Source organism: Enterobacter cloacae complex sp. IR5428 (genome assembly GCF_049238585.1).
Taxonomy (GTDB): Bacteria; Pseudomonadota; Gammaproteobacteria; order Enterobacterales; family Enterobacteriaceae; genus Enterobacter; species Enterobacter intestinihominis.
Genome location: NZ_JBMKHV010000009.1, coordinates 38,507 through 62,020 on the forward strand (window position 1 = coordinate 38,507; position 23,514 = coordinate 62,020).

Annotated in this window: 24 protein-coding genes; 7 read left to right on the forward strand and 17 right to left on the reverse strand. The window is 58.4% G+C overall.

Going from position 1 to position 23,514, the window contains the following annotated elements; genetic code table 11:
- A complete protein-coding gene (gene prlC / locus ACOTXC_RS14585; protein WP_038416884.1) occupies positions 1 to 2,043 on the forward strand; it encodes an oligopeptidase A in 2,043 nt (680 codons plus the stop codon).
- 7 nt (positions 2,044 to 2,050) lie between these two features.
- On the forward strand, positions 2,051 to 2,803 hold the full coding sequence (rsmJ, locus tag ACOTXC_RS14590; RefSeq protein WP_032671543.1) for a 16S rRNA (guanine(1516)-N(2))-methyltransferase RsmJ: 753 nt from the start codon (positions 2,051 to 2,053) through the stop codon (positions 2,801 to 2,803).
- A gap of 93 nt (positions 2,804 to 2,896) precedes the next feature.
- Here rsmJ and uspA read toward each other — a convergent pair whose 3' ends face one another.
- Complete coding sequence (gene uspA, locus ACOTXC_RS14595; protein ID WP_003861223.1) at positions 2,897 to 3,334, reverse strand: universal stress protein UspA; 438 nt, start codon at positions 3,332 to 3,334, stop codon at positions 2,897 to 2,899.
- A gap of 283 nt (positions 3,335 to 3,617) precedes the next feature.
- Here uspA and uspB point away from each other — a divergent pair, with 283 nt between their 5' ends.
- Entirely contained in the window at positions 3,618 to 3,953 is a 336-nt protein-coding gene (gene uspB, locus ACOTXC_RS14600) for a universal stress protein UspB (RefSeq protein WP_003861224.1), read from the forward strand.
- Between the two features lie 54 nt (positions 3,954 to 4,007).
- Here uspB and pitA read toward each other — a convergent pair whose 3' ends face one another.
- On the reverse strand, positions 4,008 to 5,507 hold the full coding sequence (gene pitA / locus ACOTXC_RS14605; protein ID WP_022649706.1) for an inorganic phosphate transporter PitA: 1,500 nt from the start codon (positions 5,505 to 5,507) through the stop codon (positions 4,008 to 4,010).
- A 228-nt stretch (positions 5,508 to 5,735) separates the two neighbouring features.
- Here pitA and ACOTXC_RS14610 point away from each other — a divergent pair, with 228 nt between their 5' ends.
- Positions 5,736 to 6,932 (forward strand): NAD(P)/FAD-dependent oxidoreductase, encoded by a 1,197-nt coding sequence (locus ACOTXC_RS14610; RefSeq protein WP_126315244.1) that lies wholly within the window; start codon positions 5,736 to 5,738, stop codon positions 6,930 to 6,932.
- Between the two features lie 30 nt (positions 6,933 to 6,962).
- On the opposite strand, the gene ACOTXC_RS14615 is transcribed toward ACOTXC_RS14610, so the two are convergent.
- Positions 6,963 to 7,907: a hydroxyacid dehydrogenase gene (locus tag ACOTXC_RS14615; protein WP_063152543.1), complete on the reverse strand. Its 945-nt coding sequence runs from the start codon at positions 7,905 to 7,907 to the stop codon at positions 6,963 to 6,965.
- Positions 7,907 to 8,599 carry an RraA family protein gene (locus tag ACOTXC_RS14620; protein ID WP_022649701.1) on the reverse strand — a complete coding sequence of 231 codons (693 nt, stop codon included), beginning with the start codon at positions 8,597 to 8,599 and terminating at the stop codon, positions 7,907 to 7,909. The genes ACOTXC_RS14615 and ACOTXC_RS14620 overlap by 1 nt, the downstream gene beginning before the upstream one ends.
- 169 nt (positions 8,600 to 8,768) lie before the next feature.
- Between ACOTXC_RS14620 and ACOTXC_RS14625 the strand changes: the two genes are divergently transcribed.
- Positions 8,769 to 9,506, forward strand: a complete 738-nt coding sequence (locus tag ACOTXC_RS14625; protein WP_032674096.1) for an IclR family transcriptional regulator — start codon at positions 8,769 to 8,771, stop codon at positions 9,504 to 9,506.
- A gap of 36 nt (positions 9,507 to 9,542) precedes the next feature.
- On the opposite strand, the gene ACOTXC_RS14630 is transcribed toward ACOTXC_RS14625, so the two are convergent.
- The gene (locus tag ACOTXC_RS14630) at positions 9,543 to 10,877 is read right to left on the reverse strand and encodes an MFS transporter (RefSeq protein ID WP_022649699.1); all 1,335 of its coding nucleotides are present in this window, start codon (positions 10,875 to 10,877) and stop codon (positions 9,543 to 9,545) included.
- 328 nt (positions 10,878 to 11,205) lie between these two features.
- On the opposite strand from ACOTXC_RS14630, the gene ACOTXC_RS14635 reads away from it, so the two are divergent.
- Complete coding sequence (locus tag ACOTXC_RS14635; RefSeq protein ID WP_038416880.1) at positions 11,206 to 12,231, forward strand: TerC/Alx family metal homeostasis membrane protein; 1,026 nt, start codon at positions 11,206 to 11,208, stop codon at positions 12,229 to 12,231.
- A gap of 60 nt (positions 12,232 to 12,291) precedes the next feature.
- Here the strand turns inward: ACOTXC_RS14635 and ACOTXC_RS14640 are convergent, their stop codons facing one another.
- From ACOTXC_RS14640 to ACOTXC_RS14650, 3 genes are all read right to left on the reverse strand, one after another.
- Positions 12,292 to 12,954, reverse strand: coding sequence for an HAD family hydrolase (locus ACOTXC_RS14640; protein WP_022649697.1), 663 nt, complete (start codon positions 12,952 to 12,954; stop codon positions 12,292 to 12,294).
- 106 nt (positions 12,955 to 13,060) lie between these two features.
- Positions 13,061 to 13,855, reverse strand: coding sequence for an SDR family NAD(P)-dependent oxidoreductase (locus ACOTXC_RS14645; protein ID WP_022649696.1), 795 nt, complete (start codon positions 13,853 to 13,855; stop codon positions 13,061 to 13,063).
- Positions 13,856 to 13,887: 32 nt separating this feature from the next.
- Positions 13,888 to 14,769, reverse strand: a complete 882-nt coding sequence (locus ACOTXC_RS14650) for a LysR family transcriptional regulator (RefSeq protein WP_023298821.1) — start codon at positions 14,767 to 14,769, stop codon at positions 13,888 to 13,890.
- A gap of 99 nt (positions 14,770 to 14,868) precedes the next feature.
- On the opposite strand from ACOTXC_RS14650, the gene ACOTXC_RS14655 reads away from it, so the two are divergent.
- A complete protein-coding gene (locus ACOTXC_RS14655) occupies positions 14,869 to 15,375 on the forward strand; it encodes a phenolic acid decarboxylase (protein ID WP_022649694.1) in 507 nt (168 codons plus the stop codon).
- 59 nt (positions 15,376 to 15,434) lie between these two features.
- Here ACOTXC_RS14655 and acpT read toward each other — a convergent pair whose 3' ends face one another.
- From acpT to ACOTXC_RS14700, 9 genes are read right to left on the reverse strand one after another with little or no spacing between them, the layout of a single operon-like run.
- Complete coding sequence (gene acpT, locus ACOTXC_RS14660) at positions 15,435 to 16,028, reverse strand: 4'-phosphopantetheinyl transferase AcpT (protein ID WP_022649693.1); 594 nt, start codon at positions 16,026 to 16,028, stop codon at positions 15,435 to 15,437.
- Positions 16,029 to 16,030: 2 nt separating this feature from the next.
- Positions 16,031 to 17,260: a beta-ketoacyl-ACP synthase gene (locus ACOTXC_RS14665; protein WP_023298820.1), complete on the reverse strand. Its 1,230-nt coding sequence runs from the start codon at positions 17,258 to 17,260 to the stop codon at positions 16,031 to 16,033.
- Entirely contained in the window at positions 17,257 to 17,988 is a 732-nt protein-coding gene (locus tag ACOTXC_RS14670) for a 3-ketoacyl-ACP reductase FabG2 (protein ID WP_032626847.1), read from the reverse strand. Before ACOTXC_RS14670 ends, ACOTXC_RS14665 begins: the two co-directional genes overlap by 4 nt.
- Complete coding sequence (locus ACOTXC_RS14675) at positions 17,982 to 18,455, reverse strand: 3-hydroxy-fatty acyl-ACP dehydratase (protein WP_271074511.1); 474 nt, start codon at positions 18,453 to 18,455, stop codon at positions 17,982 to 17,984. The genes ACOTXC_RS14670 and ACOTXC_RS14675 overlap by 7 nt, the downstream gene beginning before the upstream one ends.
- On the reverse strand, positions 18,455 to 19,621 hold the full coding sequence (locus ACOTXC_RS14680) for a beta-ketoacyl-[acyl-carrier-protein] synthase family protein (protein WP_046620697.1): 1,167 nt from the start codon (positions 19,619 to 19,621) through the stop codon (positions 18,455 to 18,457). The genes ACOTXC_RS14675 and ACOTXC_RS14680 overlap by 1 nt, the downstream gene beginning before the upstream one ends.
- 1 nt (position 19,622) lies before the next feature.
- Positions 19,623 to 20,201 (reverse strand): DUF3261 domain-containing protein, encoded by a 579-nt coding sequence (locus tag ACOTXC_RS14685; RefSeq protein ID WP_421767798.1) that lies wholly within the window; start codon positions 20,199 to 20,201, stop codon positions 19,623 to 19,625.
- Positions 20,198 to 22,519: an MMPL family transporter gene (locus ACOTXC_RS14690; protein WP_276170002.1), complete on the reverse strand. Its 2,322-nt coding sequence runs from the start codon at positions 22,517 to 22,519 to the stop codon at positions 20,198 to 20,200. Before ACOTXC_RS14690 ends, ACOTXC_RS14685 begins: the two co-directional genes overlap by 4 nt.
- Positions 22,488 to 23,093: an outer membrane lipoprotein carrier protein LolA gene (locus ACOTXC_RS14695; protein WP_017384113.1), complete on the reverse strand. Its 606-nt coding sequence runs from the start codon at positions 23,091 to 23,093 to the stop codon at positions 22,488 to 22,490. The genes ACOTXC_RS14690 and ACOTXC_RS14695 overlap by 32 nt, the downstream gene beginning before the upstream one ends.
- Positions 23,090 to 23,512, reverse strand: coding sequence for an acyl-CoA thioesterase (locus ACOTXC_RS14700; RefSeq protein WP_006812302.1), 423 nt, complete (start codon positions 23,510 to 23,512; stop codon positions 23,090 to 23,092). Before ACOTXC_RS14700 ends, ACOTXC_RS14695 begins: the two co-directional genes overlap by 4 nt.
- Between the last annotated feature and the right edge of the window lie 2 nt (positions 23,513 to 23,514).

Sequence of the window (23,514 nt, forward strand, 5' to 3'; positions counted from 1 at the left end):
ATGACCAATCCATTACTGACGCCTTTTTCGTTGCCACCGTTTTCTAAAATCCTCCCTGAGCATGTGGTTCCAGCCGTTACCCAGTCGCTGGAAAACTGCCGCGCGGCGGTAGAGAACGTGGTCGCGCAGGGCGCGCCGTACACCTGGGAAAATCTGTGTCAGCCGCTGGCCGAAGTGGACGACGTGCTGGGGCGCATTTTCTCCCCGGTGAGCCACCTGAACTCGGTGAAAAACAGCCCGGAGCTGCGTGAAGCCTACGAACAGACCCTGCCGCTGCTCTCCGAGTACAGCACCTGGGTCGGCCAGCACGAGGGGCTCTACAAAGCCTACCGCGACCTGCGCGACGGCGACCATTATGCCGAACTGAACACGGCGCAGAAAAAATCGGTTGATAACGCGCTGCGTGATTTCGAACTGTCCGGGATTGGCCTGCCAAAAGAAAAACAGGTTCGCTACGGCGAAATCGCTGCGCGCCTGTCCGAGCTGGGCAACCAGTACAGCAACAACGTCCTCGACGCCACCATGGGCTGGACGAAGCTGATTACCGATGAATCCGAACTGGCCGGTATGCCGGAAAGTGCGCTGGCGGCGGCAAAAGCCCAGGCCGAAGCGAAAGAGCAGGAAGGCTTCCTGTTAACGCTGGATATCCCAAGCTATCTGCCGGTGATGACCTACTGCGACAACCAGGCCCTGCGCGAAGAGATGTACCGCGCCTACAGCACCCGCGCCTCCGATCAGGGGCCGAATGCCGGTAAGTGGGATAACAGCCCGGTGATGGCGGAGATCCTCGCCCTGCGCCACGAGCTGGCACAGCTGCTGGGCTTCGACAGCTACGCGGATAAATCCCTCGCCACCAAAATGGCCGAGAACCCACAGCAGGTGCTCGACTTCCTGACCGATCTGGCGAAACGCGCCCGTCCTCAGGGTGAAAAAGAGTTAGCTCAGCTGCGCGCCTTTGCGAAAGCGGAGTTCGGCGTGGACGAGCTTCAGCCGTGGGATATCGCATACTACAGCGAAAAACAGAAACAGCACCTCTACAGCATCAGCGACGAACAACTACGTCCGTACTTCCCGGAAAACAAAGCCGTCAACGGTCTGTTCGAGGTAGTAAAGCGCATCTACGGCATTACCGCGAAAGAGCGTACCGATATCGACGTCTGGCATCCGGACGTGCGCTTCTTCGAGCTGTATGACGAGAACAACGAGCTGCGCGGCAGCTTCTATCTCGATCTCTACGCGCGTGAGAACAAGCGCGGCGGGGCGTGGATGGACGACTGCGTGGGCCAGATGCGTAAAGCGGATGGTTCCCTGCAAAAACCTGTTGCCTACCTGACCTGTAACTTCAACCGTCCGGTGAGCGGCAAACCTGCTCTGTTTACCCACGATGAAGTGATCACCCTGTTCCACGAGTTCGGTCACGGCCTGCACCACATGCTGACCCGCATCGAAACCGCTGGCGTCGCCGGTATCAGCGGTGTGCCATGGGATGCGGTCGAGCTGCCAAGCCAGTTTATGGAGAACTGGTGCTGGGAGCCGGACGCGCTGGCGTTTATCTCCGGTCATTACGAAACGGGCGAACCGCTGCCGAAAGAACTGCTGGATAAAATGCTGGCGGCGAAAAACTACCAGGCGGCGATGTTTATCTTGCGTCAGCTGGAGTTCGGCCTGTTCGACTTCCGCCTGCACGCCGAGTTCAGCCCGGAGCAGGGGGCGAAAATCCTCGAAACCCTGGCTGAGATTAAAAAGCAGGTTGCCGTCATTCCAGGCCCGACCTGGGGACGCTTCCCGCACGCGTTCAGCCATATCTTCGCAGGCGGGTACGCCGCAGGCTACTACAGCTACCTGTGGGCCGACGTGCTGGCGGCGGATGCCTTCTCACGCTTCGAAGAAGAGGGGATTTTCAACCGCGAAACCGGTCAGTCGTTCCTCGACAACATCCTGACGCGCGGCGGTTCAGAAGAGCCTATGGAGCTGTTCAAACGCTTCCGTGGCCGTGAGCCGCAGCTGGATGCGATGCTGGAGCATTACGGAATCAAAGGCTGATTGCTACGTGAAGATCTGCTTAGTAGATGAAACAGGCGCCGGTGACGGCGCCTTATCTGTTCTGGCGGCCCGCTGGGAGCTGGAACATGATGAAGAGAACCTGATGGCGCTGGTGATGACGCCGGAACATCTGGAGCTGCGCAAGCGCGATGAGCCAAAGCTTGGCGGGATTTTTGTCGATTTTGTCGGCGGCGCGATGGCGCACCGGCGTAAGTTCGGCGGCGGTCGCGGCGAAGCGGTGGCCAAGGCGGTTGGCATTAAAGGGAGCTATCTTCCGGACGTGGTGGACGCCACGGCGGGGCTGGGGCGCGATGCGTTTGTGCTGGCCTCGGTGGGCTGCCGTGTGCGGATGCTGGAGCGTAATCCGGTTGTCGCCGCGCTGCTCGACGACGGGCTGACGCGAGGCTACGCGGACCCGGAAATCGGCTCGTGGTTACAGGAACGTTTGCAACTTATTCATGCCTCCAGCCTGACGGCGCTGACCGATATCACCCCGCGCCCGCAGGTGGTCTATCTCGACCCGATGTTCCCGCATAAGCAGAAAAGCGCGCTGGTGAAGAAAGAGATGCGGGTGTTTCAGTCGCTGGTGGGGCCAGATTTAGATGCCGATGGCCTGCTGGAGCCGGCTCGTCAACTGGCGACGAAGCGGGTGGTGGTGAAACGTCCTGACTATGCGCCGCCGCTGGCGGACGTTGCGACCACTAACGCGGTGACCACCAAAGGGCATCGCTTTGATATCTACTCAGGTACGCCGGAATAAAAAAAAGCCGGGTGGCGGCTTCGCCTTGCCCGGCCTACATTCAGTGCCGCTTGTAGGCCCGGTATGCGTTAGCGCAACCGGGCTTTTTTGCACTTACTCGTCTTCTTCGTCACGCAGTGGAACAATCAGCATATCCACGTGTACGGTGTTAATCAGCTGACGTGCGGAAGACATCAGTTTGCTCCAGAAGTCCTGATGGTGACCGCATACCACCAGGTCCATATCGTATTTCTTAATCGCATCAACCAGCACCTGGCCCAGATCGCCGCTACCGCTTAAGGTTTCAGTGATTGGATAGCCCGCGTTGGTAGAAAGCTCGCTCAGCGCGTGGTGAGTCTCTTCGGAGATGCGTTTCTGCATATCGCCGAGATTCACGTCGATCAGACCGGTGTAGAGGTCGGAGTAATTCACATCAACATGAATCAGCGAAACTTTCGCGTTGTAGGGGCGTGCCATGGATACTGCTTTATCAACCAGCACTTTACTCTCCGGGGAGAGGTCTACTGCGATAAGAATGTGTTTGTAAGCCATAGTGTTACTCCTTCCTTAAGTTATCGATGACTAAATGGGAAAGCCGTCGTCTGATGCTTTCATTACGGCCCAGTTAAACATATTTTTCAAGCTTTGGTGTTGATAACGATTAACCTTGTGGCAAAAAAATTAACGGATCTCCTACACTATTTAATGAGCCGTTCGGATATTAAAACGCGAACCGGATCGACTTTTAGTCATTCTTTCACTGAACTGTCTGTCAGGGCATTGGGGTGCGGTAGCTCAGGAGCCTTGCTTCGTGGGTGGACGCCGGGGAGGATGTATGATTAGCACCGTCGCATTGTTTTGGGCGTTATGCGTGGTTTGCATAGTGAATATGGCGCGCTACTTCTCATCGTTACGTGCGCTGTTAGTGGTACTTCGTGGTTGCGATCCGTTGCTTTATCAATATGTGGACGGTGGAGGGTTCTTCACCTCGCACGGACAGCCCAGCAAGCAGATGCGTCTGGTGGGGTATATCTACTACCAGCGCTACCGCGATCACCACGATGAAGAGTTTATCCGTCGCTGCGAGCGCCTGCGTCGTCAGTTCATTTTGACCAGCGCCCTGTGTGGTCTGGTTGTGGTGAGTATGATTGCGCTGATGATATGGCACTGAGCATAAAAAAAGCGGGCCAGTTTCCTGACCCGCTTTTTTGTCGCCTTCAGCCGATTAAATTAGCTTCAGCGAAATCCAGTACAGACCGCCAGACAGCAGGATGGACGCCGGGAGGGTGAACACCCAGGCCATCAGAATGTTGGTCACGGTTTTACGCTGCAAACCGCCGCCGTCAACAATCATGGTACCTGCCACGGACGAAGAGAGTACGTGGGTGGTGGAGACTGGCATACCGGTGTAGCTCGCCAGACCGATAGACACTGCCGCCGTCATCTGCGCGGACATGCCCTGAGCATAGGTCATGCCTTTCTTACCGATCTTCTCACCGATGGTGGTCGCCACACGACGCCAGCCAATCATCGTACCGATACCCAGCGCCAACGCGACCGCCATGATGATCCAGATTGGCGCGTACTCAATGGTGTTGAGCATATCGCCTTTCAGTTTCTTCAGCAGACGCTTATCGTCAGCATTGACCTCTGGCAGCTTCGCGACTTTATCGGTCACGTCGGAGATACAGAGCATGATACGACGCAGCTGACCACGCTGTTCTACAGCCAGTTTGTCGTAGCTTTCGATATCGGCCAGCATGCCTTTCGCACGTTCCAGCGCGTTAATCGCGTTTGCCGGGTGGCAATGGAACTCGCCCGGTGCAGTCAGTGCGCCAGAGTCAGGAGAAGGGATCAACTGGTCTACGCCGGTCGCTTTCTTCAGCAAATCAGGATGCTGCTGGAAGTAAGTCTCAACGTTGTTTACCGCATCACGGGTACGGGTGATCTCATAGCCAGAGGCGTTCATGTTAACCACGAAGCCTGCCGGTGCGACGCCAATCAGAACCAGCATCACCAGACCGATACCTTTCTGACCATCGTTCGCGCCATGAGAGAAGGCGACACCGATAGCGGAAATGATCAGCGCGATACGCGTCCAGAACGGCGGCTTTTTCTTGCCGTCTTTCTTCTCACGCTCTGCTGGCGTCAGGTGGATACGTGCACGTTTCTTCGTGTTGCTCCAGTAGCGACGCAGGATGAAAATCAATCCACCTGCTACCACCAGACCGACGATAGGGGAGATGATCAGAGAGCCGAAAATACCCAGTACTTTAGGAAGGTTCAGCGCATCAACAACCGATGTACCGGTCATCAGGGCGTTAGTTAAACCGATACCGATAATCGCGCCGATAAGGGTGTGAGAGCTGGATGCCGGCAGGCCGAAATACCAGGTACCGAGGTTCCAGATAATCGCAGCAAGCAGCATTGAGAACACCATGGCCAGGCCATGACCGGAACTCACGTTAAGCAGCAGATCCGTTGGCAGCATATGCACAATGGCATAGGCAACGCTCAGTCCGCCCAGGAGGACACCAAAAAAGTTAAATACCGCCGCCATAACGACCGCAAGCTGCGATCGCATTGCGCGAGTGTAGATAACCGTTGCAACTGCGTTTGCAGTGTCGTGGAAGCCATTGATCGCTTCGTAAAACAGCACAAAAACCAGAGCAAGCAATAATAAAAGCCCGGTATGTAAATCCAGGCCGGCAAACAAATGTAGCATAGGACGTTACGCCATTTTGAGGACATGAACGCGGCGCATTATCCAGGACAAATGCGCAACGGGCAAAGTGAAATATAGACTTTTTTTGACATACCACCTGATTTGAGAAATGTGCCTGAATAGATAATCTTTAAATATCAATGGAATGGCTTTGTAATATCTTTTTACGCTGGTGCGACCACTGAGGAAACTTTACAATCCGCGGCAGTTAACGAAGAGGATTTTGACGTGGAAAGGTTTGATGCCGTAGTAATTGGCGCCGGTGCGGCGGGTATGTTTTGTGCGGCAATGGCCGGACAAGCGGGTCGTCGTGTGCTGCTGCTGGATAACGGAAAAAAGCCTGGCCGCAAGATCCTGATGTCCGGTGGCGGGCGCTGCAATTTCACTAATCTTTATGTCGAGCCTGCGGCCTATTTGAGCCAGAACCGTCATTTTTGTAAATCTGCGCTGGCGCGCTACACGCAGTGGGATTTCATCGAACTGGTGGGTAAACACGGTATCGCGTGGCATGAGAAGACGCTGGGACAGCTGTTCTGCGACGACTCCGCCCAGCAAATCGTGGATATGCTGGTGGCCGAGTGCGAGAAAGGCGGCGTAGTCATGCGCCTGCGCACTGAAGTGCTGGACGTCGCCCGTAACGAGCAAGGGTACACGCTGCAACTCAACGGCGAAACCGTCAGCGCCGATAACCTGGTGATCGCCAGCGGCGGCCTCTCGATGCCGGGGCTGGGTGCCTCACCGTTCGGCTACAAAATCGCCGAGCAGTTTGGCCTGAAAGTATTACCCACGCGCGCCGGGCTGGTGCCGTTCACGCTGCATAAGCCGCTGCTGGAACAGCTTCAGACGCTCTCCGGCGTGTCTGTGCCGTCGGTCATTACGGCCGAAGACGGCACGGTGTTCCGCGAAAACCTGCTCTTTACCCATCGCGGTCTCTCGGGGCCAGCGGTATTGCAGATCTCCAGCTACTGGCAGCCGGGGGAGTTTGTCTCCGTAAACCTGGTGCCGGATTGCGATCTGGACGCCTTCCTCAATGAGCAACGCGCCGCGCACCCGAATCAAAGCCTGAAAAATACCCTGGCGATGCAGCTGCCGAAGCGTCTCGTGGAGTGCTTGCAGGTGTTAGGGCAAATTCCGGATGTTGCGCTTAAGCAGCTCAACAGCCGCGAGCAGGACACGCTGGTGGAGACGCTGACGAACTGGCGCGTGCAGCCAAACGGCACCGAAGGCTACCGCACGGCGGAAGTGACGCTGGGCGGCGTGGATACACACGAACTCTCATCCCGCACGATGGAAGCCCGCAACGTGCCGGGTCTTTATTTCATTGGTGAAGTGATGGACGTGACCGGCTGGCTCGGCGGGTATAACTTCCAGTGGGCGTGGGCCAGTGCCTGGGCATGCGCGCAGGCGCTGGCTGAGGGTAAATGACAAGCGGGCGCGGTCATTCATCATTGCATTTCAGGGGCTGACGGCGACGTCAGTCAGGTGTACAACGTCCAGAATATTGCTGGCGGCCACGGTTCCCATCTTGATGTATGACGCTGCGCTGACGCCGCCAATGTGCGGCGAAATGATGACGTTATCGACGGTCTGCCACAGGTTCGGGGCGGTCAGTGGCTCGCTGTTAAAGCTGTCGAGTGCTGCGCTGTGCAAGGTTCCATCCTTCAGCGCGTGTAACAGGGCTTCATCGTTAATTAACCCGCCGCGCGCTGTGTTCACCAGAATCGCGTTACGTTTACAGTGCGCGAGCGTGTCTGCGTTGATCATTCCTCTGTTGTCGTCAGTGAGCGGACAATGCAATGAGATAACATCGGCACGGGATAAAAGGTCGGGTAAGGTGTTTGCCCGTTCACAACCAGAAGGCATCGTTTTAGCGTAAGGATCATACGCCACAATCTGCATGCCGAATGCCTGCCCCACCAGCGCAACCCGCGAGCCAATCGCCCCCAGACCGATAAGCCCCAGCGTCATGCCTTCCAGCTCGATAGATTTGTGCGTGGCTTTATCCCAGTGCCCGTCGCGCAGGCGTTTATCAAGGGTGACCACGGATTTGGCACAGGCAAGGATCAATGCCCAGGTATGTTCTGCAACCGCTGCCGCATTGGCACCGGGGGCGGAACGAACGGCGATATTACGCGCCGCTGCCGCTGGCTGGTCTATCACGTCAATGCCGCTTCCGTGTTTCGATATAACCTGTAATGCAGGGGCTGCATCCATGATCCTTGCGGTTATTTTGCCGTAACGCACCAGGATGGCCACAGGATTGTGCCGTTCGCACAGCGTAACCAGCTGATCTTCTGTGGGCTGGTGACCGGCATACACCACGTCAAAGTCTCGCAGCATGTTGACAGCCTGGTCCGCCAGGTCGCATCCCGTGACCAGTACAACGCGTTTGTCTTCCATTACAGCGTCTCCCCGTCAGATAACATGCCTGCCTTACGCAGCGCGTCGTTAAGCCAGTGTGGACGTAAATCGCCCTCACGAATAGCAGCAAGACGTCGGGTCTCTGTTTCGAGTTTCCCTTTGGCCATGGCGATAACGGCCTGCACTTCATCACGCGGGATCACCACCACGCCGTCGATATCCGCGACCACCAGATCCCCGGCTCGTACCGTTGCACCAGCGATAGAGATGGGGTGATTAACCCGGCCAGGAATGGATTTTGTCGGGCCACAGGGGTTAAGACCGGCGGCGAAGACGGGGTAGTGCCCTTTACTCAGGGTATCGGCATCACGTACCGCCCCGTCAATGATGATGCCCGCAATACCGCTTGCCTGGGCCTGCGTCGCCATAATCTCACCGAGCAGCGCACAGGTCAGGTCGCCTTTCCCGTCAACAACCAACACATCGCCAGGCTGTGCTACGGCCATTGCGGCATGGATGGCCAGATTATCTCCCGGGCGCACCTCCACGGTAACTGCCGGGCCCGCAACGGCCATGTGAGGCGCGAGCGGTTTGATACGACCATGGAGTGTACCGCGGCGACCGGCAACATCCGCCAGAATGGCGGCCTGATACTCTGCAGCCTGGTGAACCTGTTCAGCCGATACGCGTTCGACCTGACGATTAATCAATGATTTTTCAGAAACGGACATATATGCCTCCATATTGTTTTACTGTGTACAATGCAGGTGTACAATACAAAACAACTATAGCGGTGTTACTTTCCCATTAGCCAGATCTGCGATGGCGTTTGTGATGTAAACACGAAGTGACTCACAAAAATTGAGGTACACTCACTGCCGAGCAGAAAAGGAGATGATGATGGGTAACGAAGGCGTTGTAGCGGTCGAAAAGGCGCTGGCTTTACTGGATTGCTTCCGTCCCGGCGATGAGAGCCTGACGCTGACCGCGCTGGCGCAGCTATCGGGTTATCACAAAACCACGGTTTACCGGTTAATGAATTCGCTTGAGCGAATGAACTATGTCGTCAGGCATGATGACGGCAATTATGCGCTTGGCCCACGTCTGCTTTACCTTGGCAAACTTTATGAACAATCTTTCCATCTTTCCCGGGTGGTGCAGCCTGAGCTTCAGGCGTTATCACAGGCCTCTCAGGAGAGCGCCAGCTGGTATGTGTTAGAAGGCGGGCAACGTCTGTGCCTGTTCCGGGCAGAAGCATCGCACGGGTTGCGTCACAGCAATCTGCCGGGTACTCAGTTTCCGCTGGACGATTCTGCCATCAGTAAAGTGCTTCGCCACTGGGGCCTTAATGACGCGCTGCCAGAGGGGGAGCCCGCTGTTCCGCTCTATACCGCAGGCGCCCGTGACCCGCATACTGCGGCGTTCGCAATGCCCGTCTTCGGCGTCAATGACAAGCTGATTGCGGCGCTGGCGTTGACCGGGCCCATCTCCAGACTGACTGAAGATCGCCGTGAACAGGGGATCAGCCAGCTAATGCATGCCACCGCCAGCCGCCTGTCACAGAAAATGGGGGCCAGTAAGCCTTTTTGCCAGCAGTTTTATGGGGAAACGCAGGATACTGCGGAAGAGAGTCTCTAAGCATAAAGCGGGACGTGCGTCCCGCTTTTGTTATGTCTAATGGGTGACCTGCTTTTCATGCAACTGAGCATTGCTGGCCTGGCGTCCCATCACCAATACCGCGATACCCCCCGTGACGCATAACGCCGCCAGAGGAAGCATGGCCAGCGTGTGGCTACCCGTCCGTTCGTTGATAATACCGTAAGCGTTGACCATCACCGCACCGCCGATAAGGTTAGCGATGGCGCCAATTGCAGCCAGGCCCGCAGCCGCCGACGTGCTGCTCATCCAGCCTGACGCCAGCGCCCAGAAAGGCCCCTTCATTGAATACGCCCCTATCAGCATGATGCTCAGGATAACAATGGTGGCGGAAAGAGAGACGCTGACAAAGGCGGCAAATACGCCTGCGGCAATAATGAAAAGGGTCAGAGCGGTATGCCAGCGGCGTTCGTTGGTTCGGTCCGAACTGCGTCCCCACACAATCATCAGTACGGATGCCAGACCGTAAGGAATGGCGTTGAACAGACCCGTCTCCAGATTATCCAGGTGGAACGATTTCAGCAGCTGCGGTGACCAGACGCTGATGGTGGTGCCCGCTGATGACGCGCCTGCGTAAATCAGCGCCAGCAGCCAGATTTGACGATGCCTGAGCAGCTGCCATGTCGTCTGGTGTCCGATATTTTTTTGCTGTTGACGCTCGGTTTCAAGCGTCGTTTCCAGCCATTTTTTCTGTTCCGCGTTAAGCCAGTTAGCCTGGTGCGGACGATCGCGAAGAACAAACCAGGCGGCAATACCCAGCAGGACGGCGGGTAAACCTTCAATGATAAACAGCAGATGCCAGCCGCGCAGACCCAGCCATCCATCCAGCGACAGAATCAACCCGGACAGCGGCGAGCCAATAAAATTGGCCAGCGGGATCGCGACCATAAAGGACGCGATAATTCGCGCACGGTAGCGGGAAGGGATCCACCAGGTCAGAAAGAGTACGACGCCGGGGAAGAAGCCCGCCTCCGCGGCACCCAGCAGAAAACGCACGATATAAAGCGACGTCGTGTTTTGTACCAGTGCCATACACATGGATACCACCCCCCAGCTGATCATAATGCGGGGGATCCACAGACGTGCGCCAACTTTCTGCATTGCCAGATTGCTTGGAACTTCAAACAGAAAATACGCCACGAAATAGAGGCTACTGGCGAAGCCAAACGCCGCTTTGCTGAGACCGAGATCCTCATTCATCTGTAGCGAAGCCATGCCGATATTGCCGCGATCGATAATGGAGACCAGATAACTGACTATCAGAAACGGGAGGATACGCCAGATCACCTTGCGCATAGTCTCTCTTTCTATGTCCTCAGTGGCGGCAGTGCCATTACGAATATGTTCTGTCATGTGTTCCTCGCAGGGTCTGTTCTTGGTTTTATCAGGTACAACTCGGTTTTATTAAACAAAACCACTATAGCGTCGGCGCCTTCTTTTTATCCAGTTAATGGAAGGTTTAAATGATGTAAATAAGACGTGACTCACAGTTAACGGGCTTTACCTCGTGAGCCTAAACGACAGATGCGCCACCCCCCGTTGTGAGGTAAAGTACACACCTTGCGCAGCCAAAGAGCTGCGGTTTTGTGGGGTATAGGCGAATAACACGCTCCCCCATTCTCACTTCTGGTTTACGCCAGCCTGCATGGTGTTGTGTTTTGTCTTCTTAAAAGGGTTGTCTATGTCTGCTGCTCATCTCGGTTTCCCGACGGAAACCGTTGTTGTCTTTGTGGTGATGGCCGTTGGGGCGATGTTTATCGACCTCTTCATGCACCGTCACGATAAACCGATCTCGCTGAAAAGCGCGGCCTTGTGGTCCATCTTCTGGGTCATGATGGCGATGGCGTTTGCTGGCTTCTTATACGTGCACCACGGCGCGGAGATGGCCAGTCTGTTCCTCACCGGCTATGCACTTGAAGAGGTGCTCTCCGTCGACAACCTGTTTGTGATGATGGCGATCTTCGCCTGGTTCGGCGTGCCGGATAAGTATCGTCACCGCGTGCTCTACTGGGGCGTGCTGGGGGCGATTGTGTTCCGCGGTATTTTTGTTGCCATCGGCACCAGCCTGCTAAGCCTGGGGCCATACGTTGAGGTGATTTTTGCGCTGGTCGTCGGCTGGACCGCGGTGATGATGCTGAAACGCAATGAAGAGAGTGATGAAGTCGAGGATTACTCCAACCATCTGGCGTACCGCCTGGTAAAACGCTTCTATCCGGTCTGGCCAAAAATCAGCAGCCACGCGTTTATCCTGACCCAAAAAGAGGTGGACGCCGAGCTGGAGAAGCCTGAAAACAAGGATGTGATGGTAGGTCGCGTGAAGAAGGCGAAGCGCTACGCGACGCCGCTGCTGCTCTGCGTGGCGGTGGTAGAGCTGTCCGACGTGATGTTCGCCTTCGACTCCGTTCCCGCGATCATTGCCGTCAGCCGCGAGCCGCTGATTATCTACAGCGCCATGATGTTCGCAATCCTCGGCCTGCGTACCCTCTACTTCGTGCTGGAAGCGCTGAAGCAGTATCTGGTGCATCTTGAGAAAGCGGTAGTGTTACTGCTGTTCTTCGTGGCGTTCAAGCTGGGGCTGAATGCGACCGATCACTTCTGGCATCACGGCTATAACATCGGTGCCACGGCAAGCCTGTTTGTGGTGCTGGGGGTACTGGCGCTGGGGATTATTGCGAGCGTGATGTTCCCGGGGAAACGTGAGGCCTGATGTATCGCTTTTCTCCCTCTCCCTGTGGGAGAGGGCCGGGGTGAGGGCACCGGGCCGCACCTAACCCTTAATTGGTGAGTTTCGGCGCTTGCGCGGATGATGGAAATGGCGCCAGTGCGGATCCTGCGCCGCCGCCAGCAGCTCGTGGTCGCCACGCGTGTCGCCCCAGGCGCGCAGGTGATATGCGTTCAGATCGCCATACACCTTTTCCAGCCTCGCCACTTTCTGCGCGCAGCGGCAGTTGTTACCGGTGATCCGCCCGGTCAGCTTGCCGTCTTTCACTTCCAGTTGCGTGCCAATCAGCTTAATGCCGAGCTTATCGGCCCACGGCTGCAATACCAGCGCCGGGGAGGCGGAGCAAATCGTCACTTCCGCACCGGAATTAACTTCGTTGGCGACAGCCATGACCCCTTCCGGGCGCATCAGCTTGTTCCAGTATTTTTCACAGAAGGCCTCTGCCTGCTGACGTAACCAGTGCTCATCCACCCCCGTCAGGAAGGTTTTGATCAACACCTCTTTCAGCTCATCACGCGTCAGCTTGCGACGCACGCAGTGCAGCGTAGGCAGGGCCATGCGCACCAGGCGACCCGCAAAGTAGCGCTTGCCAAAGGCAAAGCGCAGGAACGGAATAAAACTGTCGTGGTGCGTCAACGTACCATCAAAGTCAAAGACAGAGAGCACGCTGGACTTCGCCACGGCTTCGTCGGCAATCATATTGGTCATAAATACGTCTTAGCTGAAATACACATTCTGTTCACTAGTTTACCTGCTTTACCTTCACAGTCCTTCTATCCGATCTCATTTTTTCTCGAACCTGTGGGCTGACGGGTCAAACTATGTCATCCACCACGCCACCGTCAACGCGCAGCGCCGCGCCGGAAGTCGCGGAGGCCTGCATGGAACAGACATACACCACCATATTCGCCACTTCTTCTACCGTTGCGGCGCGCTGAATAACCGAGCTGGGGCGATTCTCCATCACGAACGCTTTCGCCAGCTGCTCCAGCGATTTGCCGGTTCTCTCCATCTCGTCTTTCATCATCGCGGCAAAACCGTCCGACATTGTCGGGCCCGGCAGCACGCTGTTCACCGTGACGCCGCTGCCTGCCACGAACTTCGCCAGACCGCGCGCCAGCGAGAGCTGGGCGGTTTTTGTCACGCCATAGTGGATCATATCCGCAGGAATATTGCAGGCCGATTCTGACGAGATAAACACTACCCGACCCCAGCCTTTTTGTACCATACCGGGCAGCAGGGCACGGGAGAGGCGCACGCCGGACATCACGTTGGTTTGCCAGTAGCGTTCCCAGGTCTCGTCGTCGGTGGAATAAAAATCCTGCTGGCCATAGATCCCGGCGTTATTCACCAGAATATCGACGTGCGTGGCGACCCTGAGCAGTTCGTCAACGCCCTCCTGCGAGCTCAGGTCGGCGATGGCGGCACGGACCTGTACGCCAGGCACCACCTGCTGGAGCGCCTGAATGCCTTTGTTCACCGAGTCGACGCTGCGCCCGTTGACGATCACTTCCGCACCGCTCTCCGCCAGTCCGCGGGCGATGGCAAACCCAATACCGCCGGTGGACGCGGTCACCAGCGCTACTTTCCCCGTTAAATCGATTTTCATCGTTCACTCCTTGTCGTTTTATGGTTCAAAACTTAAAGCGTAGCAGTTGACGATGACGGCTCCTGTTTAAAAAGGCGCAACAGCGTCTCAACCTGCTCGTCCAGCGGGCTGAGGGAGCGTTTAACGATGAGGTGCAGCGGCGTGGCGCGTCGAACGCCGTGGCTGAGGGGCAGGATTTTGAGGATGCCCTGCTGGAGCGGGGTCTGAATGCGTTCTTCCGGTAACCAGCCATATCCAACCTGATACATCACTGCTTCGATCGCGGCATCGATGGTGGAGAATGTCCACGACTCCCCGGTGGGGCGAACGGTGGGCTGGCTGTCTGCGATCTGAATGCGCGGCCACGGTCGAAGCATCTCGTCGTTAAGCGGTGTATCCAGCGCAAACAGCGGGTGCGCGTGATGCGCGACGGCAACAAAATCGATATTCATCAGCCATTCGCCCAGGCCGGTAATGTCCTGGCGGCGGGTTAAGACCATCACGTCGGCCTCATCATTGAGCGCATCTGCGCGGCTGTTTTCCAGCACCTCGGTAAGCCGCACCTGCGTTTGCGGGTACAGCTGCTGAAACTGGCGCAAAATCGCGAACAGCCGGCTGCGCGGAAAAATACTGTCTACCATCAGGTCGATACGGGTTCGCATCCCGCTGCGCAGGGTCGCAGCGCGCGTTTCAACATAGGCGAAGGCTTTCAGCAGCGGTTTAACCTGGTTCAGCAACAGCTCACCCGCCGGGGTCAGCACGGCACGGCGTCCCTCTGTCATCAGGAGCGCTACGCCCAGCCGCTCCTGCAAAAGCGACAGGTTATAGCTGACCGAGGACTGGCTGCGATGGGTCTCTTCCGCCGCCTTAGCGAAGCTGCCAGCCTCGATGACTCTTTCCAGCAAGGCCCACTGTTCGAGCGTCGTCTTGTGCATGATTAATCTAAATTTTGGATGAATTTGATTCAAACATAGCGTTATTCATTCATTTTTTGAAGGGGTACGATCGTCTCATCAAAACAAAGGAGACATCTTATGAGCACCTTCGATAAACATGATTTAAGCGGCTTCGTCGGCAAACATCTGGTATATACCTACGACAATGGCTGGAACTACGAAATTTACGTTAAAAACGAGAACACGCTCGACTACCGTATTCACAGCGGTCTGGTGGGCAATCGTTGGGTGAAAGATCAGCAGGCCTACATTGTCCGCGTTGGGGAAAGCATCTATAAAATTTCCTGGACGGAGCCAACCGGTACCGACGTGAGCCTGATTGTGAACCTGGGCGACCGCCTGTTCCACGGCACCATCTTCTTCCCACGCTGGGTCATGAATAATCCGGAAAAAACCGTCTGCTTCCAGAACGATCACATTCCGCTGATGAACAGCTACCGTGATGCCGGGCCAGCGTATCCAACCGAAGTGATTGATGAATTTGCGACGATTACTTTTGTACGCGACTGCGGTGCGAATGACGATAGCGTTATTGCGTGTGCTGCCAGCGAGTTGCCAAAAAACTTTCCTGATAATTTAAAATAAGCTTAGCAACGCGTTAAATGCGCATCGGCCATTTCGGTTTTAACCGGAATGGCCGTTTTTTATGCTGCAGAAATACCGGAGTAAGTCACCGATTCCGCCGTTAAGGTGAAAGGCGTAGGAGTACAGACCGCCAGGCTCAGCGAGCCGAAGCGCAGCTGGCTGACCGGGAGCGACTGGGCGGTGCTGTCAATGCTGACAATCTGCCACGCGCTGCCGCCACGCTGTTTGACGATCGCCTCTTTGCGCGTCCAGATGCGCCAGAATGCGGAAAGCTGTTCTTCCGGCGCTTCACGCTCCAGCTCGTCATGCTCGGTGAGGCTGAAAACGGCATTCGCCAGCGCCTGCCAGTTTTCCCGCGGGCGGATCACTTCGATATCGCAGCCAACCTCGCCTTCATCGCTTATCAGCATGGCAATGTCGTCCCCGCTGTGGCTCAGGTTAAACCACAGCGGATGGCCGTTAGCGAAGGCCGGTTTTCCCTGCTCGCCGTAGATTATCTCGGGAAGCGGTGAGGGGGATAAAGTTCTGGCGAGCAGCGTCCGGCCTGCAAGCCAGGAAGCGTATCGCGCACCCTGAGGTGCCATGTCTGCGAGCGTTGACGCCAGCGGGTCCGCGCTAAGGGTGGAGATCTTTCCCAGTACAAACTGGTACATAGTTACGCCCAGCGTTTAATGATTATCGAGGTATTAATGCCGCCAAAGGCAAAGTTATTGCTCTGAATAAATTCGCAATCAATCGGGCGGGTTTCCCCCATAATATAATCTAAAGCGCCGCATTGCTCATCCGGTTGTCTTAAATTGAGCGTCGGCGTGAACCAGCCCTCCCGCATCATATGCAGACTCAGCAAGGCTTCCAGCGCGCCGCAGGCACCCAGGGTATGGCCGAAATAGCTCTTTAAGGATGAAATGGGCACGCTGTCGCCGAAAATAGCGGCGGTCGCCTGACTCTCGGCGATATCCCCGCGATCGGTTGCCGTGCCGTGGGCAGAAATGTAGCCAATGTCCTGAGGGCTAAGGCCCGCCATCGCCAGCGACTGCTCCATACACACCTGCATGGTTTCACGCTGGGGCTGGGTGATGTGCGCCGCATCGCAGTTGGTGGCAAAGCCCACGATCTCGCCATAGATTGTCGCCCCGCGTGCTCTGGCGTGATCCAGCGCTTCCAGCACCAGCGTGCCCGCCCCTTCGCCAATCACCAGGCCATCGCGCTGAACGTCAAACGGCGACGGCGTGGTTTTGGGCGCGTCGTTACGCTGGCTGGTGGCAAACAGGGTATCGAAAACCGCCGCTTCCGACGGGCACAGCTCTTCCGCGCCGCCTGCCACCATCACGGTCTGGTAGCCGTGACGAATCGCTTCCCAGGCGTAGCCAATCGCCTGGCTGCCAGAGGTACAGGCGCTTGAGGTGGGGATCACCCGTCCGCGCAGGCCAAAGAACAGTCCGGTATTCACCGCCGTGGTGTGCGGCATCATCTGCACGTAGGTGGTGCCGGTGATGTTGTGGGTGTGCTTTTCGGTGAGCATGGAGGCAAACTCGCTGACCGGTCCGGTGCTGCCCGTCGACGAGCCGTAGGCGATGCCGGTCTGACCGTTGGTCAGCACCGCGTCGTCGATCAGGCCCGCCTGCTCCAGCGCCAGCTCGGTGGCGCGGGTTGAGAGCAGCGACACGCGGCCCATGGCGCGAATGCGCTTACGGGTATAGTGAGCGGGCAGAGTGAAATCTTCAATCGGCGCGGCGAGCAGGGTTTGCAGGCCGTCATACGCCTGCCACTCCGTCATGGTACGTACCGCATTTTCATACTCGCGCAGACGGCGCGAGATGGTCGGCCAGTCCTCGCCGAATGCGGTGATGCCGCCCATGCCCGTAATCACTACCCGGCGGGTCATAGCATGCCTCCGTTGATCGATATCACCTGTCGCGTCACATAGCCTGCTTTATCCGACATCAGGTAGCTCGCCAGCCCGGCCACTTCCTCGGCCTGGCCCATACGCTGCATCGGGATCATCGACATCGCCGCGTTCAGCGCGGCTTCATCCATCTCGATCATACCGGTATCAATCAGCCCCGGCGCGATGCAGTTGACGGTGATTTTGCGTTTTGCCAGCTCGGTGGCGAGCGCTTTGGTGGCGCCGATGATCCCGGCTTTCGCCGCGCTGTAGTTCACCTGCCCACGGTTGCCCATAATGCCTGACACCGACGACAGGGTGATGATCCGCCCGCCCTTGCGGGTGCCGATCATCGGCATAATGCAGGGATGAATGACGTTATAAAAACTGTCGAGATTGGTGTGGATCACGCTGTCCCAGTCATCGTCGCTGAGCGCCGGAAATGCGCCGTCGCGGGTAATACCGGCGTTACTGACCACGCCATACCACGCGCCGTGGTCAGCGATCGCCTGTTCCAGCACCGTACGGCACTGCTCGCGGTTGCCCACGTCAAAGGTGAGTAAACGGCCCGCGCCGCCTGCCTGGACAATCGCTTCCAGCGTCTCCTGCGCGCCCGCTTCATCACGATGGTAATGCACGCCGACGGTGAAACCGTCCGCCGCAAGCTGAAGGGCGATAGCGCGGCCAATGCCTTTGCTGGCGCCGGTGACCAGTACGGATCTCATGATGGTGTTCCCTGGTTGAAAAGTGTGGTTAATTCTTCCTCGCTCGGCTGGAAGGTATTCACGCGGCCCGTGGCGAGGGAGACATTGTCCGCATGAATGGTGCACTCGAAGCTGCCAAAGCGCTCATCCTGCATCAGACGTTCGATGGTGATGGTCAGCGTGCAGCCTGCGGCAAAATGCCCTGCGTCGCACACCAGCTCGCGCGCGCCCAGCACCATACCCAGCGCACAGTGCGGCAGCCCTTTTTGCATCCGGTGCCATTCAGACCAGACGCCCACGGTCTGAGCCATCAGCTCCAGCGCAAACCAGCCGGGCAGGTTGCCGCCTGCGTCCAGAAACGGCGCCAGAACGCCCCGTTCGTTCACCGTCACGCTGCAAACGGCGCGGTCATCGGTGACGCTTTCCACGCTCTCAAGCAGCAGCATCGGCGTGTCGTGAGGAAGATAATCCCCGGGAGGTAAGTAGTGCATCATACTCTCCCCAGCAGAAGGCTGGCGTTGTTGCCGCCAAACGCGAAGGAGTTTGACAGGATCACTGGTTTATTCAGCGGTGCGCTCTGGTGCAGTAGGCCGAAGGCGGGCAGGGTGTCGTCCGGCGCGTAGCGGGAAAAATCCTGCGGCGGCAGCGGCAGGTCTCGGGTCAGGATCAACCAGCTCAGGGCGGCCTCGGTGATCCCCGCGGCGCCCAGCGTGTGGCCGGTAAGATGTTTCGTGGAGCTGCACGGCACGCGGTCGCCAAAGAGATCGTGGATCACCTGCGCCTCAATGCGATCGTTCAGCGGCGTGGCGGTGCCGTGCAGGTTGATATAACCGACGTCCGCCGCCGTCATGCCCGCCTCGTTCAGCGCCTGGGTGATGGCGCGGATCGCCCCTTCGCCCTGCGGATGTGGGGCGGAAATATGGTACGCATCGCTGGATTCCCCCGCGCCCAGCAGTGCAATCTCGCCCGGCTCGCGGGTCAGTACCATCAGTGCTGCCGCTTCGCCAATGGTGATCCCCCGACGGTTGCGGCCAAACGGTTCGCACAGGGTCGGGGAGAAGGATTCCAGGCTGTTGAAGCCGTTGACCGGCATTCGGCTCAGGCTGTCGGCTCCGCCGACGATGGCGACGTCCACCAGACCGGCGTCGATCAGGCGTCGACCGCTGATGATCGCCCGTGCGCTGGAGGAGCAGGCGGTCGAGATGGTATACGCCGGGCCGTCCAGCGCAAGCCAGCTGGCGAGAAAGCGCGACGGATCGCCCAGCTCCTGCTGCGGATATTGCCACTGCGGGCTGCGCTCGCCGTTCTGCGCGCGGCGCACGTACTCATCACCCTCGTCCAGTCCGGAGGTGCTGGTGCCCAGCACCACCGCCACGCGGTCGCGCCCCACGCGCGCAATGGCCGCATCGACGGCGGGCCGGATTTGCGCCAGCGCCGCCAGCAGCAGCTGGTTGTTGCGACTTCGATGCGCAGAAAAAGACCCGGGAACAGGGGGAAGATCACCCTCCACCCCGCCCAGCACGGCCTCGGGTAAGCCCTGTAGCCAGCCCGCACGCTGGCGCATCCCGGGGGCCACGCCAGCGTTCAGGTTTGCCGCTATTTCATCAGCCGAGTTGCCGAGCGCGTTGACCATGCCAACGGCAGAAAGGTAAATCATCTCAGTCACCCAGATATTGAATGGTGATGTGGTAGTGAAAAGCGTGCTGCACAATGCTAATCGGTTCGCGCCTGCCGTTACGGTTCAGGTAGGCAATTTCCGTGACCAGTTTGCCATCGGGGTTGCGCAGTTCGCGTCTGGTGTCAGTATCGTTCAGCGTCCAGCCTTTCGGCAACTGCGGCTGCCAGGCGCTGAGCGGCCAGTGGCTGAGCATCACGTCGGCCAGCACCTGGCTGGCGGGCGGCAGCTGCGGCATCACAACCGACTGCTCGGTGTGGATCCCGGTGTCGTCGTAGGTGGCGAGGAACAGGCGGATCCCGACGGAGGAGAGGCCGGCAAGCGTCACTTTATCGCCATCGGCGTTCAGCATCACCAGCAGCGACTGGGTCTGGCCTTTAAAACTGCCGGTAAGCAACTGCTGCGCGCGGATGGCAGGCGTGATGCCCGGCGGTGGCAGCGTGACGCGGGTGCCGGGCTGGAGCCAGGCCTGAGGGCGCGCGTCATCGCGGTTCGTCGTATGACTACACCCCGCCAGCAACAGGGCCATCATCACTACCGCCAGGCGAATGAAACGGGTCATGGTAAGTTCTCTTTGTTAGTCGGCATCGCCAGCGGGGCGAGCAGGAACGCGGTGAAGATACCGCTCACCAGCACAATGCCAAAGCTGCTGATGGCCTGAGTGGTGCTGAACACCAGCATCCCCAGCGTCAGTAGGGTGGTCATCATGGCGAGGGTAATCGCCAGCATGGAGGTCAGCGGCGTGCCGCGCGGGTTGCTGAAAAACAGCGTGTAGTTGATGCCAATGCCGAGGACCAGCACCAGCGCCAGCAGGGAAAACAGGTTCACCGGATGGCCCGTCACGGCCAGCGCCGCCAGCCCGCCGCCCAGCGACAGCACGGACGGCACCAGCGCCACCAGCCCTTTTCGCCAGCCGAGGCGCACCACCGCGCCGCAGGCTATCACCGCCAGCGCCACGCCCAGCAGCCCCGTCAGCAGCGCGCGGTAGAGTGCAAACAGGCTGTCGAAGCTGGCCTTACGGTCAACCCAGACGACTCCGGGATGGCGGGCGGCCAGCTCACCGAGCGCAGCGCTGTTTCTGACGCCATCGACCGGGACCAGCACACCGCTTTTGCCGTTCGGCAGCGTCAGCCACAGCAAACGCCAGCCCTCGCTGGCCGGGCTGGCGAGCCACGCCTCCACGCTGACAGGCATGGCGTTCAGATTCGGGGCGACGGCATTCAGCCCCGTGCTTTGCAGCATTTTCGTCACCGTCGGCGCGGCGTTACGCAGAAGTTGCAGATCGCTGTTCTGCCGCGCCAGCGAGTTCAGCGGCAGGGTGCGCCAGCGGGTTAATTCTCCGGCTTTTTGCGCCAGCGCCAGCGCCGGGGCAAACGCCTCCAGCCGCTCCAGCGTTTCCTGAGCCGACGCGCCATACACCACGAACCACTTCTGATCGACATTTTGCCCGGTCAGGGCGGTGATGGTTTTTTCCTGCGCCAGAATGTCCTGCGGCAGCGCCTGAAGCCGGGCGATATCGTCATCCACCCGCAGGCTGGCGATCCCGATGGCGGAGAGCAGCGCCAGTGCTACCGGCAGCCCGACGGAGAGGGCTTTGCTGTCGCGCCAGGCGTTCAGCCAGCGCTGCATCATCCCTCTCAGGGGGATCGGGCGAACCGGCATGCCACGGCACAACCACGGGTGCCAGAAAATTACCGTCAGGCACGAGGCGCTCAGCCCTGCGGCGGCGAACACCGCCATCTGACGAATGCCGGGGAAGGGGGCCAGCATCATGAAGAGATACGCCACGACGGTAGTCAGCAGCGCCAGCAGCAGCGCGTTACGCACTTTTGCCAGGCTTTGCCAGGGTGAGTGTTCCGCGCCGTGCACCATCCGCTCCGTGAGGTAGTAAATCGTATAGTCCGCCGAGATGCCGATGATGCTCATGCTCATCACCAGCGTCATCAGGTGCAGCTCACCGAACAGCAGGAGCGTCACGACCGTCCCCGCCAGCGCGCCGATGGCAATGGAGAGCAGGCTCAGCAGCAGCGGACGCACGGAGCGAAACACCGACACAATCAGCAGGATCACCCCGAGCACCGTGGCGACGCCGAGCGTGGAAATATCTTTTTTAGCCTGCTGGCTGGCGTAATCGCTGTAGAACACCGTCCCGCGCGAGAGCAGCTGCGCCTGTGGATACTGGCTTTTCAGCGTCTGCTGCAACGCGTTGAGGGTGGTCACCAGCTGGTGGGTTTGCTGCATGTCAAACGACGAGCCCGCCAGCTCGCCGTGCAGCAGATACCAGTAGTTCCCGGCCGCATCTTTTGTCACCAGCCAGCCGTCCATCAGCTGCATCTTCTGGCTGTTCTTCGCCAGCGCGAGCTGCGCGCCGCGCATCAGCATCAGCGGATCGTTTTGCAGCTCCTTGCCGCTCACGCCGGAAAAGGCGGAGTAGAGCTGGGACAGGATCCACTGAGCCTGCGCTTCACCGCCGTTTTGCAGGCGGGCGCGGGTGGCCGGATCGACCAGGCCATTGCGGTGCTGCCAGAAGAAATCTCCCCAGGCCTGTTGCCCGGCGGCATCCAGCGGACCTTTTACGACACTCAGCGCCTGGCTGCGTTGCAGCAGGGTTAACCACTGCTGCGCCACGCGCGGGTCCGGCTGTTTACCAGGGCTGACCAGCCAGATGAGCTGGCGGTCGAGGCGCTGCATAAATCCGTCGTTGAGGGCGGGAGGGATCGCGCCGAGCGTCTGTTTCGGCAGCATGGCGAGCACGCTGCTGTTCAGCCGCGCGCCGGGCAGCAGCGACAGCAGCACGCCCAGCAGGATCAGGCATACCGCGGCCCACAGCAGCGCCGGGCGCAGAGCGTTACGGTGCGGCAAAGCGCTGGCGTTCTGCATCGGTCAGGCGGGCGGGCGTCAGTTGGTGGCGGGAGAGGGCGATATCCGTCGTGTCGCCCTGCTTATCGTTCAGGCGAATGGATTCCAGATAGATCGCGCCCTTCAAATCAAGGGTGGAGAAAATCTTGTCCAGCGGCGTGGTAACGGGCGTCAGCACCAGCGACCAGCGGCCTTCGCCCAGGTCTTTGAAATCGATGCGGAAGTTCTCTTCCAGCACCTTGCGGTCGGCCTGGAACAGCGCCCGCAGCAGATGGTTGAACTGGAACATCTGCGGGTTAGTGTCGGCGGTAATGGTCTGCGGCGGCTGACCGTTGACGATTTGCACCATCCGTTTGTCATCCAGCAGCAGCGTCATCGGGAACGGCGCTTTTTGATCCCACAGCAGGCCATTGTCACGGGCGATCAGCATCTCCCCCTGCGAGCGCAGGGGCTGAGGCATGTCCTTGATCGTGCGGGTCTGTTCGAAGTGTGCGCGCACCACCGGTTGCTCCGCAAACCGCTGTTGCAGTTCATCCAGCGTGACCGCGTTCACCAGCGGGCTTACCAGCAGCGCGAGTAGCGTTATCCACTTCATGGCGCGATCCCCATGCGTTCGAACAGAATGGCCGGGCTGACAAAGCACATCTCCCGGCTTGCTTCCTCCACGGCCACCTGAATGGTGTAGCCGGTGGTGGTGCGTTTCCCGGTTTGCGCGTCGAAGATTTGATAGGCGATGCGCAGACGGTTTTCAACCTCTTCAATGTGGGCGCGGACGCGAATGCGTTGCTCGAAGGTCACCGCGTCGCGGTATTTCACCCGGGTATCCACCACCGGCCAGACGTAGCCGGACGCTTTCATCTGGCGATAGCCGTAATCAAACTGGTTGAGCAGCGCTTCGCGGGCAATCTCAAAATAGCGGAAATAGTTGCCGTGCCACACCACGCCCATCATATCGACGTCGTGGAACGGAACGGTGATTTCAACTTCAGCCGTAAAGCGGGGATCGGTCAGCACCC

What these genes read in the sequence shown, in the direction of transcription:
- ACOTXC_RS14625 (WP_032674096.1), top strand. Translation starts at nt 8,769, where the DNA reads ATGGGTAACGAAGGCGTTGTAGCGGTCGAAAAGGCGCTGGCTTTACTG.
- ACOTXC_RS14685 (WP_421767798.1), bottom strand. Translation starts at nt 20,201, where the DNA reads ATGACCCGTTTCATTCGCCTGGCGGTAGTGATGATGGCCCTGTTGCTG.
- ACOTXC_RS14690 (WP_276170002.1), bottom strand. Translation starts at nt 22,519, where the DNA reads ATGCAGAACGCCAGCGCTTTGCCGCACCGTAACGCTCTGCGCCCGGCG.
- ACOTXC_RS14680 (WP_046620697.1), bottom strand. Translation starts at nt 19,621, where the DNA reads ATGATTTACCTTTCTGCCGTTGGCATGGTCAACGCGCTCGGCAACTCG.
- ACOTXC_RS14635 (WP_038416880.1), top strand. Translation starts at nt 11,206, where the DNA reads ATGTCTGCTGCTCATCTCGGTTTCCCGACGGAAACCGTTGTTGTCTTT.
- uspA (WP_003861223.1), bottom strand. Translation starts at nt 3,334, where the DNA reads ATGGCTTACAAACACATTCTTATCGCAGTAGACCTCTCCCCGGAGAGT.
- uspB (WP_003861224.1), top strand. Translation starts at nt 3,618, where the DNA reads ATGATTAGCACCGTCGCATTGTTTTGGGCGTTATGCGTGGTTTGCATA.
- ACOTXC_RS14665 (WP_023298820.1), bottom strand. Translation starts at nt 17,260, where the DNA reads ATGACCCGCCGGGTAGTGATTACGGGCATGGGCGGCATCACCGCATTC.
- ACOTXC_RS14640 (WP_022649697.1), bottom strand. Translation starts at nt 12,954, where the DNA reads ATGACCAATATGATTGCCGACGAAGCCGTGGCGAAGTCCAGCGTGCTC.
- ACOTXC_RS14695 (WP_017384113.1), bottom strand. Translation starts at nt 23,093, where the DNA reads ATGAAGTGGATAACGCTACTCGCGCTGCTGGTAAGCCCGCTGGTGAAC.
- ACOTXC_RS14630 (WP_022649699.1), bottom strand. Translation starts at nt 10,877, where the DNA reads ATGACAGAACATATTCGTAATGGCACTGCCGCCACTGAGGACATAGAA.
- prlC (WP_038416884.1), top strand. Translation starts at nt 1, where the DNA reads ATGACCAATCCATTACTGACGCCTTTTTCGTTGCCACCGTTTTCTAAA.
- ACOTXC_RS14655 (WP_022649694.1), top strand. Translation starts at nt 14,869, where the DNA reads ATGAGCACCTTCGATAAACATGATTTAAGCGGCTTCGTCGGCAAACAT.
- ACOTXC_RS14620 (WP_022649701.1), bottom strand. Translation starts at nt 8,599, where the DNA reads ATGTCCGTTTCTGAAAAATCATTGATTAATCGTCAGGTCGAACGCGTA.
- ACOTXC_RS14650 (WP_023298821.1), bottom strand. Translation starts at nt 14,769, where the DNA reads ATGCACAAGACGACGCTCGAACAGTGGGCCTTGCTGGAAAGAGTCATC.
- ACOTXC_RS14615 (WP_063152543.1), bottom strand. Translation starts at nt 7,907, where the DNA reads ATGGAAGACAAACGCGTTGTACTGGTCACGGGATGCGACCTGGCGGAC.
- ACOTXC_RS14645 (WP_022649696.1), bottom strand. Translation starts at nt 13,855, where the DNA reads ATGAAAATCGATTTAACGGGGAAAGTAGCGCTGGTGACCGCGTCCACC.
- ACOTXC_RS14675 (WP_271074511.1), bottom strand. Translation starts at nt 18,455, where the DNA reads ATGCACTACTTACCTCCCGGGGATTATCTTCCTCACGACACGCCGATG.
- acpT (WP_022649693.1), bottom strand. Translation starts at nt 16,028, where the DNA reads ATGTACCAGTTTGTACTGGGAAAGATCTCCACCCTTAGCGCGGACCCG.
- pitA (WP_022649706.1), bottom strand. Translation starts at nt 5,507, where the DNA reads ATGCTACATTTGTTTGCCGGCCTGGATTTACATACCGGGCTTTTATTA.